Origin of the sequence: Citroniella saccharovorans (genome assembly GCF_035481615.1) — a bacterium.
GTDB classification, from domain to species: domain Bacteria; phylum Bacillota; class Clostridia; order Tissierellales; family Peptoniphilaceae; genus Citroniella; species Citroniella saccharovorans.
The window spans coordinates 1,153,972-1,169,438 of record NZ_JAYKOT010000003.1; the positions used below are offsets into that span (position 1 = coordinate 1,153,972).

Genomic DNA, 15,467 nt, shown 5'->3' on the forward strand with positions numbered 1-15,467 from the left:
ACCTTGAAGAGGTTATTTAACCTCTTCATAATCCTTTTCTTCTTCAAATATTATTTCGTCGTCTTTAATATCAATATATAAACTATTATTTTTAATTTCACCCATAAGAATTTTTTCAGAAAGTGTATCTTCTATTTTATTTCTAATAAATCTTTCTATTGGCCTTGCTCCATAAGTCTTGTCATATCCCTTATCGGCGACATAATTAATTATATTTTCACTATACTTTGCACAAAGTCCTATTTTAGAAATCTTTTCAATCATTTTGTCAAGTAAAAGCTTGGAAATTTTTTTTGTAGCATCGAAATTTAGACTGTTAAATACAACTATATCGTCAATTCTATTTAAAAATTCGGGCTTAAATGTATTTTTAAGTTCCCTATCTACAACAGATACAATTCTTTCATATTCAGTCTTATCTTCATCATTTAATGTTCCAAATCCTAGAGTGGACTTTTTATCAAGTAAGTCTGCCCCAACATTTGATGTTAAAACAATAATTGTATTCTTGAAATTTACAGTTTTACCTTTTGAGTCTGTAAGTCTTCCTTCATCCAGAATTTGTAGAAGCATATTAAAAACATCTGGGTGTGCTTTTTCAATTTCATCAAAAAGTACAACCGAATAAGGTTTTCTTCTTACTTTTTCTGTAAGCTGTCCACCTTCATCAAAACCAACATATCCTGGAGGAGAGCCAACTAATCTTGCCACAGAATGTTTTTCCATATACTCACTCATATCTATCCTAATAATAGCATCTTCGTCTCCAAAAAGAACCTTAGCTAGAGATTTTGCCAAAAATGTTTTACCAACTCCTGTAGGGCCTACAAAGATGAATGAACCTACTGGCTTGTTTGGATCTTTAAGTCCGACTCTAGCTCTTTTTATAGCCTTTGAAATAGATTCTACCGCCTCATCTTGACCAATTATGAATTCTTTTAGTTTTTTATCTAAGTTTAAATATTTTGACTTTTCTTCTCCAGTCATCCTATTTACAGGAACATTTGACCAATCTGATACAATTTGGGCGATTTCATTATAACCTATTTTTAAATCTTTATTGTTTTTTTCTTTTGACCAACCCTTTTCTAACTCTTCAAGTTCTTTCCTTAACTCTTTTATTTCATCCCTTTTTTCAGCCGCCTTTTCAAATTCTTGCAAAGTTATTGCCTGTTCTTTTTCCTGAACTACCATATCAATCTTATTCTCTAAAGCTTTTTTATCTTTTGGTGGAATATAATTTTTAACTCTTATTTTTGATGCGGCCTCATCAATAAGGTCAATTGCCTTATCAGGAAGAAATCTATCAGTTAAATATCTTGATGAAAGCTCTGCAGCTGCTACAATCGCTTCATCTGTAATTTCAACTTTGTGATGAGCTTCATACTTGTCCCTAATTCCTTTTAAAATAGAAATTGTATCCGATACCGTAGGCTCATCAACCATTATCGGCTGAAGCCTTCTTTCAAACGCCTTATCCTTTTCAATATGCTTTCTATACTCATCTATAGTAGTAGCTCCAATTATTTGTAGCTGGCCCTTAGTTAATAAAGGTTTTAGAATATTTGAAGCATCCATAGCTCCTTCTGCACCACCAGCTCCAATCACATTGTGAATCTCGTCTATAAATAGAATAGTATTATCCATCTTGATTAAGTCTTCGGTAAGATTTTTTAGCCTTTCTTCAAAATCCCCCCTATACTTTGTGCCAGCAATTAAAGAACCCATATCTAAACTTAAGATTCTATAATCTTTTATTATTTCAGGTACATCTTTTTCGACAATTCTTTGGGCCAATCCTTCAGCAATTGCAGTTTTTCCCACTCCTGGTTCACCAATTAAAACAGGGTTATTCTTGGTTCTTCTTAAAAGAACTTGAATTATTCTCTCAATTTCTTTTTGTCTACCAATAACAGGGTCAATTTTTCCATCTTCAGCAAAACTATTTAAATCTTTAACAAATTTTACCTCAGTATTCTCATCCTCATCTCCCATAGCTGAATCCTCATCCTTAGAATTTTTAAATCCCATTATTTTAGCAAGCTCTTCAATAACTCTTGTAGGATGAACACCTGAAAGAGTTAAAAGAACATAGGCAAAAGAGTCTCTATCTTCCATAAGTGAAATTAATAGATGCTCTTGACCAACATAGTTATGGCCAAATTTTCTAGCAATAATTCTAGCATTATCTATTATTTTTTTAACCCTAGGAGAAAGAGATGCTGGTGGCATAAGTGCCTCTCCATATCCTATATTTGAGATAACAAAATTTTTTATAACATCGTAGTCAACTCCAGCGTTTTGAAGTGCCATAGCATCTACTCCGTTTGATGTTATGTGAGCGAGGAGTAGATGCTCTGTACCTATATAATTATGTTTCAATTTATAAGCTTCTTCTTTAGCTTTATTTATAATACTATCAATACTTCCATAATTTTTATCCATATAAGCCCTCCTTTACAAATGATCTCTTATATATTTTGCCCTAGCTTCATTTTCACTTAAATTAGGGCAGAATTCTTTTTTATAAGCAAGTATATGGTTCTTTTGAATATTTTTACTTAAATCAAAAAGCATCTTATAATCATAAGAGTTTAAGACACCTAAACTAATACCCAATCTAATATTTGAAATCTCTAATAAGGCTTCATCTAGACCAATACTTCTGGCATATTTTAGGGTTCCAAGACCTCTATAAATTTTATCTTCAAAAAATAATTTATACTTTTCATAAAATGTTTCTCTAAAACTTGATTCAGTTTTAATTAGTTTATCAGCTACCTTTTTAATATTATCTATAGTGTCTACTTCGCTAATTCCAATATTTTTACTATTATATATAGAAAACATTGCAGAATCAGAAAGAGACTTAGACCCATTAATATCTTCAATTTTTACACCATCAATTTGGATACCATTCAATATTTCAGTTAAAATTCCAGATCTTTTAGATACTGGAAGGTGCAAATAAAGATCAGCTCTCATAGCATTGCCAGTAATGGAAACATCACTAGTAAGAGCACCAAAATAATTATCATAAGAGAATTTTAAACTTGGATCAAGTTCATTAATTAGAGATTTGCTGCTAGAAAATAATTTTTCTAAATCCATATCATTTGAATAAATATCAAGTTTAAAATGTTCGCTTCCTAAAATTGAAATTATAAGTGACCTATTGTCATTTATATAAAACGAAGAAAAATCCCTATTAGATAATAAATCACTAGTTATTAATCCATCTTCAAAGTAAATTTCAGGACTTTCAATTTCAGATAATTTTATACACTTAAGTTTATCCTTAAAAATTCTTTGAATTTCATTTTCTATTTTTTTTTGAATACTTAAGCTAGAGGAATCGTTAAGATTTGATGTAAAATTAAATCCATTGAGATTCCTAGATATGCTTAATTTAGATCCAAGAACAATCTCAGAATTAATCTCTTTTCCCATCTAATTTTTCACCCTCCTCTTTTAGAGCCTTAATCTCATCTCTAAGGTAAGCTGCTTTTTCATAATACTCATCCTTTATTGCAGCTTCAAGCTCTAGCTTCTTTTGCCTAATTAATAAATCTTTTTCATTTATACTACTAGAATTTGAATTTTCTGAATCTAATAAACTCATTTTTTCATCTAAGTTATTGTTTTTATGATTAAAATAAGATTTATTTTCTAAAGTTTTACTATCTTTAGATAAATACTTTAAAATCTCATCTCGAAAAGCTTCATAACAAGAACTACAGCCAAGCTTTTTATTTTTATAAAAATCTTTTAAAGTTAATCCACAATTTTGGCAAGTCTTGTCTTGAAGATTTTTTTCTTCATCCAAAATAGCATTAAAAATACTTTTTGCTAAATCTTTCATATAGTTAGGATTAAATTCCCCAGTATTTGAAAGATTTTCACTCAGCATATTAGAGTAGCAATTAAAACATAGATTAAGTTTTTCTTCAATACCATCTGCCTTTAAGAAAATTTCAATATTGGCATCTTTCCCGCACTTATCACACTTCAAAAAAATCACCTACCTTAAAAAGACTAAAAGCATATTTTTTAGAATATCTGATCTAACATAATTCTTCAAATCCATAGATACATTAGAAAGAGCATAGTCTTCAGTAGCATGGATCATAAGAAGAGCTTCATTTTTACTTATTAGCTCATCATTATATAGCTCCTTAATTATATCCTGGGCCTTGTTTTTTGTAATTCTATCTCCTATACTTTTATCTAAAAGATCTTTAAAAACAGTATCTTCATCAATATCAGCTTTAATTATTTTTATATATCCGCTACCGCCTCTTCTACTTTCAATAAAATATCCTTGGGCTGGTGTGAACCTAGTTTTTAGTACATAGTTTATTTGAGAAGGAGCACAGTCAAACCTAATTGCAAGATCATTTCTACCAAATTCAATAAGACCCCCTTCTTCTTTTAAAAGTTCCTTTAAAAAATTTTCTATACTATTAGATAAACCGCTCATTTTTCCTCCTACATAATAATTTTTATATTGACTTTCTTTGACTTTTAATATTTTAAAAAAAGCCTAATTTCTTAGGCTAATTTAAGTGTAGCATATATTATTTAAAAAAACAAGTTCAATCTTGAACATATTTAAATAAATTATAAATTATTTGAAATTTATTCAAAAAAAGAAATAAAGTATTATAATCATGATAAATAGCCTATTGATTTTATTTTCAATTATAAAATTACAACTTCTTTATAAAATGTTATATAATAGTAATGATTAAACAAATAGGAGACAAAAATATGGATTTAAACTTACTAAAAAAAGATTTACAATTAGAAAAGGAAAAAATAGATATAGATAAGAGAATTGATTTTAGCAATTCTTTCAAGGTTGAACTTTCACTAACTTTAAAACAAAATCAAAACATGTTAAACAAAGACGAAATTAAGAGAATAATTATTTATAAAGAGTCTGTTATTTCTAATAATATTTTTAACCTATTTGAGGTGTTTAATATTAATAAAGCTTATGAATTTCTTTTAGAAAATTTAAATTTTGATATATCTTTCCCACTAGTAGAAAAAATTGTAGAAACTTTAAGCTTTTACGATAATGATGATATATTTTTCAATTCAAACGCACCTAAAAATACAGAGGCTGAACTATTTATGAATAAGCAAAAGAGAAAACTCGATTTTGAAAACTTTTTAAATTTATACTATGATCAAAAATCAAAATTAAAGCCTATAGAGCTTGCAGCTTTTGTTTTAGAAAATATATATAATATGAAATCTCTATATAATTTAAACAAAATATTATCTATTTTATTTATGAATTTTATACTTATTAAAAATTCTTATCTGCCAATAATTTTCGATGATTTTGATAATTTAAATAATACTTTTGAAACAATATATAATAAAGAAATTTTACAGATTAATAATTTCTTAAATCTAGCTAAATAAAGTGGGTGCAAAATGAAATTTATTCCAGAAAAAAAATACACAACTATAGCTATTTACGCTTTTATAGTGCTTGCTGCAGCAATAATATTTTCAGAATTAGTAAAAAACTACCAAAAGTTTTTAGATTTTTTTAATCTACTAAAAACTGTTTTAAGCCCTGTTATAATAGGATTTGCCTTGGCATATTTTTTAAATCTATTAACAAATCTTTTTGAAAGGAAATTATTTTCTCATATTCCGCTTTTTAGAGAAAAAAAATTTATGTCCTCAAGATCTATTTCAATTCTCTTCACTTATGTACTTATAATTGTAATTTTTGTAGCCTTGGTTGTAGTTTTTATTCCAAAAACTATAAACTCAATCTCAAAACTTATAAAAGACTTACCAAGCTATGCAAATACTGCTACAAACTGGCTATATGAAACAACTGATAAGCTAAATATTGATAGATCTATCTATACAAATATTACAAAAAAAGTTAATGACTTTACAATGAACCTAGATAATATTTTTACCTCTATAATTCCAAGGCTTGGAGGTATAATAACGAGTTTATTATCTTCCATTACGACAATTATTATATCAATAATAATTTCTATCTATGTATTAATTGAAAAAGATAAATTTAAAGCCCAAATTAAAATGATTTTTTACTCTATATTTTCAGTAGAAAAATCAAATTCTTTTTTTAACCTAGCTAGTAGAATGAACGATATCATGAAGAAATTTATTTTTGCTCAAGGATTTGTGTCACTTATAGTAGGTATTTCGTTTTTTATAGTTTTAAATATAATGAAAGTAGAATATCCTGGAATATTAGCTACAATTCTTGGTTTTACTAATATGATTCCTTGGATTGGACCTTGGCTAGGAACTATACCATCAGCTATTATTATACTTTTTCAAAGTCCAATAAAAGCTCTATGGTTCTTAATAGCAGTTCTTGTGGTTCAACAAGTTAATGGAAATCTGATCTCTCCAAGAATTCATGGCGACTCACTTGGAGTTTCTGCTTTTTGGATTATTTTTTCAATATTAATAGGAAATGCACTATTTGGTTTTGTTGGAATGCTTTTAGGAATACCTGTTTTTGTAATGATCTATACTCTTATAAAAGAGGGGGTAGAAAGGAAGTTAAAAAAGAAATGTTTGCCAACAAAATCATCCTTCTACACTAGATTTCACATAGAAGAAAATTCTTCTGAAAAAGACAATATAAATTAAATTTTTTAATACTTAAATTTATATTAATCAAGATTACTTTAATATTTAAGGGAGTTTAGTTTTCTATATCTTTATGTTAAGCTATACTCCCTATTAATAACTTATATATTTGATTTTTTTAAAATAAATTGTCTTAGTTATAGAGTTTTATAGGTAATATTCGCTATTATTTTTTCTTCACGAAATTATATTTATAGATAAAAAATAGGGACAATAATACATTGCCACTCAAGTTGTTGACAAAGTAGCAAAATCCAAAAGGTAGCGCTTTATACGAAAGAAATTGTAAGAAATTTAAATTGAAATAATCCGCCCGTAAACCAAACTGTTTGAGCGTTAGTGAGTTTGCGATTTACAGGATTATGAGATTTAGAATTTTTGGGTTTCTGCAGTCGGAAAAGCGTTTTTGGATTTTGTCTACACTCTGAGGGACAATAATAAATTGTCTCTATTTTAATTTAAATTAAATAATTAAAAAGATTAAATAATATTGAATTCTTTAAGCATTTCTTCTATATCTGTACCCTTAATAAGTTTTTCAAGCTTCATCTTTAATAATGGATTAAGTGGAAGATAAGGTTTTTCTCCATCAGATAAAGCAATTATACCATTTAGTAAATATCTTAAATCATATCTTGATATATAAGCTTCAAGAAAGGCTATATTTAGCAAATCTTTCTTGTTTAATAGATTTAAAATTCTTCTTTAAAAAGAATTTTAGTATAATTCTTACTCGTAAATTAACACCATCCTCAATAATATAAAAACAATATCTAATATCTTTAGATTACTTAAAATAAAGAATATTCAAAAATCTAATTTGAGACTTTATATAATTAATTTTCTATCTCAAAAAGAAAAATATTTAATTACTTATTAAATAAATTTTTTAATAGATATCTCTTTTTACCTAAAGTCTTATTTCCATATTCAATTGCTGAAGCTGGACACTTGCATATACAAGCTGCACAATGAGTACAGTTTCCATTCCATTTTGGATAACCATTTTCATAGCTGATATTATTTAATACACATACCTTCTCGCAAAGTCCACACTTAATGCATTTTTTACTATAATAAAATTTCTTATCCTTAACTATAAATTTAAAAAATAGTGGGTTTATTAAGCCTGACTCAAATTTTCCAATAAAACCGCTATTATTCTTTGGAAAATCCTCATTATTTTTTATATATTCACTTATTTTATTTAACTTATCTTTAGATTTTAAAACAATCTCCCTATTTTTCTCATCATTATCTAAATCAAAAAGCATAAGATAGTTTTCAGGCATCTTGATCCCATATAATCCCCTAAAATTTAGACCTAATTTTTCTATATCTTTTTTTAAATATATTTCTGCATTTCCAAATGAATCTCCAAAATTTAGAATTACATATATATCAGATGAACCAGAGAATTTACACTTACCTAGATAATTCGATATGAATCTTGGAAGTCTCCAACTATATGTAGGAGCAATTAAAATAAAAGGCTTATCAGAATAAAAATCAGTTATTCTATTTTCTTTAATAAAATCAAAAAGGTTTAAAATACTATCCTCTAAAATCTTCCCTAATTCTTCTGCCAAAAATTCACTATTACCTGTTCCTGAAAAATATAAAATCATATATACTCCTTAATAAAATAAATTAATAATATTTCAAATAAAAAAAATTTCACCTTTATTATAATCCATAATAAAATAATTTTATAGTAAAACAAAAAAAACGTGCAAATAGCACGTTCATACAAAAGACTTGTATTAATAAATACTTATGGTGGGCCTTCGGGGACTCGAACCCAGGACCTACCGGTTATGAGCCGGGCGCTCTAACCAACTGAGCTAAAGGCCCATAAGAAATTTATGGTGGACCTGGGTGGACTCGAACCACCGACCTCACGCTTATCAGGCGTGCGCTCTAACCAGCTGAGCTACAGGTCCAAAATATATTAATAAAGTATGTGGCAGGGGTAGCAGGATTTGAACCCACGACATTCGGTTTTGGAGACCGACGTTCTACCACTGAACTATACCCCTCTACCAGATTGTCAAATGGTGCCCAGAGCCGGAATCGAACCAGCGACACGAGGATTTTCAGTCCTCTGCTCTACCGACTGAGCTATCTGGGCATAAGTAAATTTTCCTACTCAGCCTTATGGCGGAGAAGGAGGGATTTGAACCCTCGCATCCCTATTCGAGATCTACTCCCTTAGCAGGGGAGCCTCTTCAGCCACTTGAGTACTTCTCCCAATTTGAATGGCGGAGAGGGTGGGATTCGAACCCACGTGGGCTTGCGCCCTAACGGTTTTCAAGACCGCCCCGTTATGACCACTTCGGTACCTCTCCATTTAAAATATTATAAAATAAAAATTGGTGACCCATCCGCGATTCGAACGCGGGACACCTTGATTAAAAGTCAAGTGCTCTGCCGACTGAGCTAATGGGTCATAAAAATTGGTTGGGGTGACAGGACTCGAACCTGTGGAATGCCAGAGTCAAAGTCTGGTGCCTTACCGACTTGGCTACACCCCAATGTGGCGCACCTAAGAGGATTCGAACCTCTGACACACGGATTAGAAGTCCGTTGCTCTATCCAGCTGAGCTATAGGTGCAGATGGAGCGGGTGAAGGGAATCGAACCCTCGCAACCAGCTTGGAAGGCTGGGGCTCTACCACTGAGCTACACCCGCCTATAAAATCAGCGTGTATAAATCCATAATAAATCCCAAAGAGAAAATCAAATTGGTGGAGGAGAGTGGATTCGAACCACTGAAAGCGTAGCTAACGGATTTACAGTCCGTCCCCTTTGGCCAACTCGGGAACTCCTCCAAAAATGGAGCTGGTGGGAGGACTTGAACCCCTAACCTACTGATTACAAGTCAGTTGCTCTACCAATTGAGCTACACCAGCATAAAGACTTTCATTATTTAATTATAAATGGTGGGCGCAATAGGGCTCGAACCTATGACCCCCTGCTTGTAAGGCAGATGCTCTCCCAACTGAGCTATGCGCCCGCAGAAGCTCGATGTATTTAACCTCAAACTTCCGATGGTGACCCTACCGGGATTCGAACCCGGGATACCGCCGTGAAAGGGCGATGTCTTAACCGCTTGACCATAGGGCCTTAATATAAATTTACAAATCACTAATAGTAACAAAATACAATTAATGAATTATTAATATAATAACTATTATAAATAATAATTAACTATAATAATAAAATGGCGACCTGGATCGGGCTCGAACCGACGACCTCCAGCGTGACAGGCTGGCATTCTAACCAACTGAACTACCAGGCCAGAAAATAAATATAGTTTTTAATATTATAATAATTTTTATGGTTGCGGGAGCAGGATTTGAACCTACGACCTCCGGGTTATGAGCCCGACGAGCTACCAAACTGCTCCATCCCGCGATAATAATGGTGCCGAGAATCGGAATCGAACCGATACGGTGTTTGACCACCGCAGGATTTTAAGTCCTGTGCGTCTGCCAGTTCCGCCACCCCGGCTAAAATGGCTCCCAGGGTGGGATTCGAACCCACAGCCTATCGGTTAACAGCCGAGTGCTCCACCATTGAGCTACCTAGGATTATATCAAGGAGAAGAAAAATTCTTCTCCTGTCTGGCACCGTGCTACTCTCCCAGTTCGTTTCCAAACTAGTACCATCACCGCTCGGAGACTTAACTTCTGTGTTCGAGATGGGAACAGGTGTATCCCTCCTGCTATTAGCGCCATACATATAAACCTTAAAACTTAAGATTTAAGTATTACTTAAAGTAATACATATATCCGGTCAAGGATTCGAATTATTAGTATCAGTTAGCTGAAAATATTACTATTCTTACACCTCTGACCTATCTACCAGATTTTCTGTCTGGATTCTTAAAGAAATATCATCTTGAGGGGGGCTTCGTGCTTAGATGCTTTCAGCACTTATCCTTTCCAAACGTAGCTATTGGGCTCTGCTCCTGGCGGAACAACCCATACACCAGAGGTTTGTCCATCCCGGTCCTCTCGTACTAAGGACAGCTCCTCTCAAATTTCTTACGCCCACGACGGATAGGGACCGAACTGTCTCACGACGTTCTGAACCCAGCTCGCGTGCCTCTTTAATGGGCGAACAGCCCAACCCTTGGGACATACTCCAGCCCCAGGATGAGACGAGCCGACATCGAGGTGCCAAACACCCCCGTCGATGTGGACTCTTGGGGGGTATAAGCCTGTTATCCCCGAGGTAGCTTTTATCCGTTGAGCGATGGCCCTTCCATGCGGTACCACCGGATCACTAAGTCCGACTTTCGTCTCTGTTCCACTTGTTGGTGTCACAGTTAAGCCTGCTTTTGCCTTTGTACTCTTTGAATGATTTCCAACCATTCTGAGCAGACCTTTGAACGCCTCCGTTACTCTTTAGGAGGCGACCGCCCCAGTCAAACTGCCCAACTGACAGTGTCCCTGTACCAGATTCATGGCACCAGGTTAGAATTCAAAAGTTAAAAGAGTGGTATCCCAAGGGTGACTCCACTAAAACTGACGCCCTAGTTTCTTTGTCTCCCACTTATCCTGTACATTTAACTCCTAAATCCAATATCAGCCTGCAGTAAAGCTCTACGGGGTCTTTCCGTCCTGTCGTGGGTAATGCGCATCTTCACGCATACTACAATTTCACCGGATCCATTGTTGAGACAGTGCCCAAATCGTTACACCTTTCGTGCGGGTCGGAACTTACCCGACAAGGAATTTCGCTACCTTAGGACCGTTATAGTTACGGCCGCCGTTTACTGGGGCTTAAGTTCTAAGCTTCGCCTTGCGGCTAACTCTTCCCCTTAACCTTCCAGCACCGGGCAGGTGTCAGCACCTATACTTCATCTTTCGATTTAGCAGATACTTGTGTTTTTGGTAAACAGTCGCTTGGGCCTATTCTCTTAGGCCGAATTTTGCTTTTAAAGTAAATTCTATACAATCTTCGGCATCCCTTCTCCCTAAGTTACGGGATTATTTTGCCGAGTTCCTTAACAATGGTTCTTCCGCGCGTCTTAGGATTCTCTCCTCGCCTACCTGTGTCGGTTTGCGGTACGGGCAATTACTTACTCGATAGTGCCTTTTCTTGGCAGCCTGGAATCTACTACTTCACTACTTATTTTTCGCTCCTCATCACATCTCGGTATTTTTAGCTCTGCGGATTTGCCTACAGTGCCTACCTACTTGCTTGAACGTACTCTTCCTTCCGTACGCTTAGTATATCCTTCTGCGTCAACACTTCTCTCTAACGCTTGTAATTGGTACTGGAATTTCAACCAGTTGTCCATCGCCTACGCTTTTCAGCCTCGGCTTAGGCCCCGACTTACCCTGAGTGGACGAGCCTTGCTCAGGAAACCTTGGGCTTTCGACGGGTGAGATTCTCACTCACCTTTTTCGCTACTCATGCCAGCATTCTCTCTTGTATAGGGTCCAATTTGCCTTACGACTTATCTTCTTCCTCTATACATTGCTCCTCTACCGATTAGTTACCTAATCCCAAAGCTTCGGTAATGGATTTTAGCCCCGTGTATCTTCGGCGCATTACCACTTGACCAGTGAGCTATTACGCACTCTTTGAATGTATGGCTGCTTCTAAGCCAACATCCTGGTTGTCTGAGTAGTATTACATCCTTTTCCACTTAATCCATATTTAGGGACCTTAGCTGTTGATCTGGGTTCTTTCCCTTTTGACTATGAAGCTTATCCCACATAGTCTGACTCCTATTTATATATATCAGGTATTCGGAGTTTGATAGGCTTTGGTAACGTCTAACGCCCCTTAGCCATTCAGTGCTCTACCCCCTGTATACTTAAAATAAGGCTAGCCCTAAAGCTATTTCGAGGAGAACCAGCTATCTCCAGGTTCGATTGGCTTTTCACCCCTATCCACAAGTCATCCGATAACTTTTAAACGTTACCCGGTTCGAGCCTCCAGAGAATTTTACTTCACCTTCACTCTGCCCATGGATAGATCACCTGGTTTCGGGTCTACACCATGCAACTTATTCGCCCTATTAAGACTCGGTTTCCCTACGACTTCGTAACTTAATTACTTAATCTTGCTGCATAGCGTAACTCGCTGGCCCGTTCTACAAAAAGTACGACATCAGAGCTTATGCTCCTCTGTCTGCTTGTAAGCATAAGGTTTCAGGTTCTATTTCACTCCCCTCCGGGGTTCTTTTCACCTTTCCCTCACGGTACTTGTTCTCTATCGGTCACTAGGTAGTATTTAGCCTTAGGAGATGGTCCTCCCATGTTCACGCATGATTCCTCGTGTCGTGCGCTACTCGTTTGCTAAGTCCACTTTACTCTTTCGACTACAAGACTGTTACTTTCTTTGGTGCTTCTTCCCAAAAGCTTCGTCTAGATTTACGCTTCTCTTAGCTGGGCTCTTCCCCGTTCGCTCGCCGCTACTTAGGGAATCGATGTTTCTTTCTTTTCCTCGGGCTACTTAGATGTTTCAGTTCGCCCGGTTTAGCTCCTGTAAAGCTATTTTGTTCACTTTACGGTACTTGAAGTTTGTTCAAGTGGGTTTCCCCATTCGGATATCTGTGGTTTATCGTATATTTGCTACTACCCACAGCTTTTCGCAGCTTATCGCGTCCTTCTTCGCCTCCTAGTGCCAAGGCATCCGCCTTATGCTCTTTGTTTCTTGACCGGAAATATCTATCACTTTAATTCTATTTTCTCTTCTTTGTTTGAAGTTTCTTTACTTATATCTCTCGTTCTATTGGTTTATATTTAGTTTTTATGGTTCGGTATTTTTTTGATTTCCATCCTTAACTTACGAATGGTGGAGATGAGGAGATTCGAACTCCTGACCCCCTGCTTGCAAGGCAGGTGCTCTCCCAACTGAGCTACACCCCCAAATAATAAATAATGGAGATTAAACTCAAAAAAATAAGAATTAAATCATTTTGAATTTTTTCAATTAATAGAAGTACTTTGACGGAACACATACATCCTTAGAAAGGAGGTGATCCAGCCGCACCTTCCGATACGGCTACCTTGTTACGACTTCACCCCAGTCATTAGCCCTACCTTCGGCACCTGCCGTGAAGCTCAGTGACTTCGGGTATTTCTAACTCCCATGGTGTGACGGGCGGTGTGTACAAGACCCGGGAACGCATTCACCGCAGCATTCTGATCTGCGATTACTAGCAACTCCGACTTCATGCACTCGAGTTGCAGAGTGCAATCCGAACTGGGATCGGCTTTATGAGATTCGCTTAATATCGCTATCTTGCTTCCCTTTGTTCCGACCATTGTAGCACGTGTGTAGCCCAGGACATAAAGGGCATGATGATTTGACGTCATCCCCACCTTCCTCCGGTTTGTCACCGGCAGTCTACTTAGAGTCCTCACCCGTAGTGTTAGTAACTAAGTATAGGGGTTGCGCTCGTTGCGGGACTTAACCCAACATCTCACGACACGAGCTGACGACAACCATGCACCACCTGTATGGCTGCTCCGAAGAGGGCACGTATCTCTACGTGTTTCACCCATATGTCAAGCCCTGGTAAGGTTCTTCGCGTTGCCTCGAATTAAACCACATGCTCCGCTGCTTGTGCGGGTCCCCGTCAATTCCTTTGAGTTTCACACTTGCGTGCGTACTCCCCAGGCGGAATGCTTAATGTGTTAACTGCGGCACCGAGGTTTGACCCCCAATACCTAGCATTCATCGTTTACGGCGTGGACTACCAGGGTATCTAATCCTGTTTGCTCCCCACGCTTTCGTACCTCAGCGTCAGTTTGTGTCCAGAAAGTCGCCTTCGCCACCGGTATTCCTCCTAATATCTACGCATTTCACCGCTACACTAGGAATTCCACTTTCCTCTCCACTACTCAAGTCTACTAGTTTCAACTGCTTAATAGGGTTGAGCCCTACGATTTCACAGATGACTTGATAGACCGCCTACGTACCCTTTACGCCCAATAATTCCGGACAACGCTCGCCCCATACGTATTACCGCGGCTGCTGGCACGTATTTAGCCGGGCTTCCTCCTAAAGTACTGTCATTATCTTCCTTTAGGACAGAGCTTTACAATCCGAAGACCTTCTTCGCTCACGCGGCGTCGCTGCATCAGGGTTGCCCCCATTGTGCAATATTCCCCACTGCTGCCTCCCGTAGGAGTTTGGACCGTGTCTCAGTTCCAATGTGACCGTTCACCCTCTCAGGCCGGTTACCCATCGTCGCCTTGGTGAGCTTTTATCTCACCAACTAGCTAATGGGACGCGAGCCCATCTTACACCGATAAATCTTTGATATTTATTTCATGCGAATTAAATATTTCATAAGGTATTAATCCCGGTTTCCCGAGGCTATCCCTTTGTGTAAGGCAGGTTGCTCACGCGTTACTCACCCGTCCGCCACTTTCCATTTGATCTATTCGACCGAAGTTTCATTTCTCAAATTTCTCGTTCGACTTGCATGTGTTAGGCACGCCGCCAGCGTTCGTCCTGAGCCAGGATCAAACTCTCAATAAAAAGTTTGATTCTAGCTTAAACATTTAAATTATTTTTCGTACGTTTCCTCAAAGTACTTCTTTAATTGTTTGGTTCATTGCCGCCTCTCTTGAGGTGCCTAATTAGTATATCAGGCTTTTTTCCTTTTGTCAACACTTTTTGAAAAGTTTTTTTATCTTTTTTTATTTTGCGTTAACTTGGATTTTACTTCAAGTAGAAGCAACTTTTATATTGTATCACCTTTGTTTTATTATGTCAATACTTTTTGAAAAAAATTTTTTGACTTTAATTTGCATTTCGCGATACAACTTTTTCAGT

Annotated in this window: 8 protein-coding genes, 19 tRNA genes and 3 rRNA genes; 2 read left to right on the forward strand and 28 right to left on the reverse strand. The window is 35.9% G+C overall.

Annotation, left to right across the window (positions count from 1 at the left end):
- Positions 1-12: 12 nt before the first annotated feature.
- From VLK81_RS08130 to VLK81_RS08145, 4 genes are read right to left on the reverse strand one after another with little or no spacing between them, the layout of a single operon-like run.
- Positions 13-2,445, reverse strand: coding sequence for an ATP-dependent Clp protease ATP-binding subunit (locus tag VLK81_RS08130; protein WP_324620129.1), 2,433 nt, complete (start codon positions 2,443-2,445; stop codon positions 13-15).
- 12 nt (positions 2,446-2,457) lie between these two features.
- A complete protein-coding gene (locus VLK81_RS08135) occupies positions 2,458-3,450 on the reverse strand; it encodes a hypothetical protein (protein WP_324620130.1) in 993 nt (330 codons plus the stop codon).
- Complete coding sequence (locus VLK81_RS08140) at positions 3,434-4,012, reverse strand: UvrB/UvrC motif-containing protein (protein ID WP_324620131.1); 579 nt, start codon at positions 4,010-4,012, stop codon at positions 3,434-3,436. Before VLK81_RS08140 ends, VLK81_RS08135 begins: the two co-directional genes overlap by 17 nt.
- Before the next feature lie 9 nt (positions 4,013-4,021).
- Positions 4,022-4,480: a CtsR family transcriptional regulator gene (locus VLK81_RS08145; RefSeq protein ID WP_324620132.1), complete on the reverse strand. Its 459-nt coding sequence runs from the start codon at positions 4,478-4,480 to the stop codon at positions 4,022-4,024.
- 290 nt (positions 4,481-4,770) lie between these two features.
- On the opposite strand from VLK81_RS08145, the gene VLK81_RS08150 reads away from it, so the two are divergent.
- Both VLK81_RS08150 and VLK81_RS08155 read left to right on the forward strand, forming a co-directional pair.
- Entirely contained in the window at positions 4,771-5,436 is a 666-nt protein-coding gene (locus VLK81_RS08150; protein WP_324620133.1) for a hypothetical protein, read from the forward strand.
- Positions 5,437-5,448: 12 nt separating this feature from the next.
- Positions 5,449-6,660: an AI-2E family transporter gene (locus VLK81_RS08155; protein WP_324620134.1), complete on the forward strand. Its 1,212-nt coding sequence runs from the start codon at positions 5,449-5,451 to the stop codon at positions 6,658-6,660.
- A 480-nt stretch (positions 6,661-7,140) separates the two neighbouring features.
- On the opposite strand, the gene VLK81_RS08160 is transcribed toward VLK81_RS08155, so the two are convergent.
- The 24 genes from VLK81_RS08160 to VLK81_RS08275 all read right to left on the reverse strand — a co-directional run bounded on the left by VLK81_RS08160 (position 7,141) and on the right by VLK81_RS08275 (position 15,170).
- Complete coding sequence (locus VLK81_RS08160) at positions 7,141-7,332, reverse strand: hypothetical protein (RefSeq protein ID WP_324620530.1); 192 nt, start codon at positions 7,330-7,332, stop codon at positions 7,141-7,143.
- Positions 7,333-7,529: 197 nt separating this feature from the next.
- A complete protein-coding gene (locus tag VLK81_RS08165; protein WP_324620135.1) occupies positions 7,530-8,288 on the reverse strand; it encodes an EFR1 family ferrodoxin in 759 nt (252 codons plus the stop codon).
- A 149-nt stretch (positions 8,289-8,437) separates the two neighbouring features.
- Positions 8,438-8,514: transfer RNA gene (locus VLK81_RS08170), tRNA-Ile, on the reverse strand.
- Between the two features lie 12 nt (positions 8,515-8,526).
- A tRNA-Ile gene (locus tag VLK81_RS08175) sits at positions 8,527-8,603 on the reverse strand.
- A gap of 21 nt (positions 8,604-8,624) precedes the next feature.
- Positions 8,625-8,699 (reverse strand) — tRNA-Trp (locus tag VLK81_RS08180).
- Positions 8,700-8,715: 16 nt separating this feature from the next.
- Positions 8,716-8,791: transfer RNA gene (locus tag VLK81_RS08185), tRNA-Phe, on the reverse strand.
- Between the two features lie 27 nt (positions 8,792-8,818).
- Positions 8,819-8,910 (reverse strand) — tRNA-Ser (locus VLK81_RS08190).
- A 9-nt stretch (positions 8,911-8,919) separates the two neighbouring features.
- Positions 8,920-9,008 (reverse strand) — tRNA-Ser (locus VLK81_RS08195).
- A 25-nt stretch (positions 9,009-9,033) separates the two neighbouring features.
- Positions 9,034-9,109, reverse strand: a tRNA-Lys gene (locus VLK81_RS08200).
- Between the two features lie 8 nt (positions 9,110-9,117).
- Positions 9,118-9,194, reverse strand: a tRNA-Gln gene (locus tag VLK81_RS08205).
- 3 nt (positions 9,195-9,197) lie between these two features.
- Positions 9,198-9,274 (reverse strand) — tRNA-Arg (locus VLK81_RS08210).
- Positions 9,275-9,277: 3 nt separating this feature from the next.
- Positions 9,278-9,351, reverse strand: a tRNA-Gly gene (locus VLK81_RS08215).
- Positions 9,352-9,404: 53 nt separating this feature from the next.
- Positions 9,405-9,490 (reverse strand) — tRNA-Tyr (locus tag VLK81_RS08220).
- 5 nt (positions 9,491-9,495) lie between these two features.
- Positions 9,496-9,571 (reverse strand) — tRNA-Thr (locus VLK81_RS08225).
- A 28-nt stretch (positions 9,572-9,599) separates the two neighbouring features.
- Positions 9,600-9,675, reverse strand: a tRNA-Val gene (locus VLK81_RS08230).
- A 35-nt stretch (positions 9,676-9,710) separates the two neighbouring features.
- Positions 9,711-9,785, reverse strand: a tRNA-Glu gene (locus VLK81_RS08235).
- A gap of 98 nt (positions 9,786-9,883) precedes the next feature.
- Positions 9,884-9,960, reverse strand: a tRNA-Asp gene (locus VLK81_RS08240).
- Between the two features lie 39 nt (positions 9,961-9,999).
- Positions 10,000-10,076, reverse strand: a tRNA-Met gene (locus tag VLK81_RS08245).
- 7 nt (positions 10,077-10,083) lie between these two features.
- Positions 10,084-10,172 (reverse strand) — tRNA-Leu (locus tag VLK81_RS08250).
- A gap of 5 nt (positions 10,173-10,177) precedes the next feature.
- Positions 10,178-10,252, reverse strand: a tRNA-Asn gene (locus VLK81_RS08255).
- Between the two features lie 31 nt (positions 10,253-10,283).
- Positions 10,284-10,400, reverse strand: a 5S ribosomal RNA gene (rrf, locus tag VLK81_RS08260).
- A 53-nt stretch (positions 10,401-10,453) separates the two neighbouring features.
- Positions 10,454-13,340, reverse strand: a 23S ribosomal RNA gene (locus VLK81_RS08265).
- Positions 13,341-13,473: 133 nt separating this feature from the next.
- A tRNA-Ala gene (locus VLK81_RS08270) sits at positions 13,474-13,549 on the reverse strand.
- Positions 13,550-13,651: 102 nt separating this feature from the next.
- Positions 13,652-15,170 (reverse strand): 16S ribosomal RNA (locus VLK81_RS08275).
- The 16S, 23S and 5S rRNA genes sit together here with 19 tRNA genes alongside, the layout of an rRNA operon.
- Between the last annotated feature and the right edge of the window lie 297 nt (positions 15,171-15,467).

What these genes read in the sequence shown, in the direction of transcription:
- VLK81_RS08130 (WP_324620129.1), bottom strand. Translation starts at nt 2,445, where the DNA reads ATGGATAAAAATTATGGAAGTATTGATAGTATTATAAATAAAGCTAAA.
- VLK81_RS08150 (WP_324620133.1), top strand. Translation starts at nt 4,771, where the DNA reads ATGGATTTAAACTTACTAAAAAAAGATTTACAATTAGAAAAGGAAAAA.
- VLK81_RS08145 (WP_324620132.1), bottom strand. Translation starts at nt 4,480, where the DNA reads ATGAGCGGTTTATCTAATAGTATAGAAAATTTTTTAAAGGAACTTTTA.
- VLK81_RS08165 (WP_324620135.1), bottom strand. Translation starts at nt 8,288, where the DNA reads ATGATTTTATATTTTTCAGGAACAGGTAATAGTGAATTTTTGGCAGAA.
- VLK81_RS08135 (WP_324620130.1), bottom strand. Translation starts at nt 3,450, where the DNA reads ATGGGAAAAGAGATTAATTCTGAGATTGTTCTTGGATCTAAATTAAGC.
- VLK81_RS08155 (WP_324620134.1), top strand. Translation starts at nt 5,449, where the DNA reads ATGAAATTTATTCCAGAAAAAAAATACACAACTATAGCTATTTACGCT.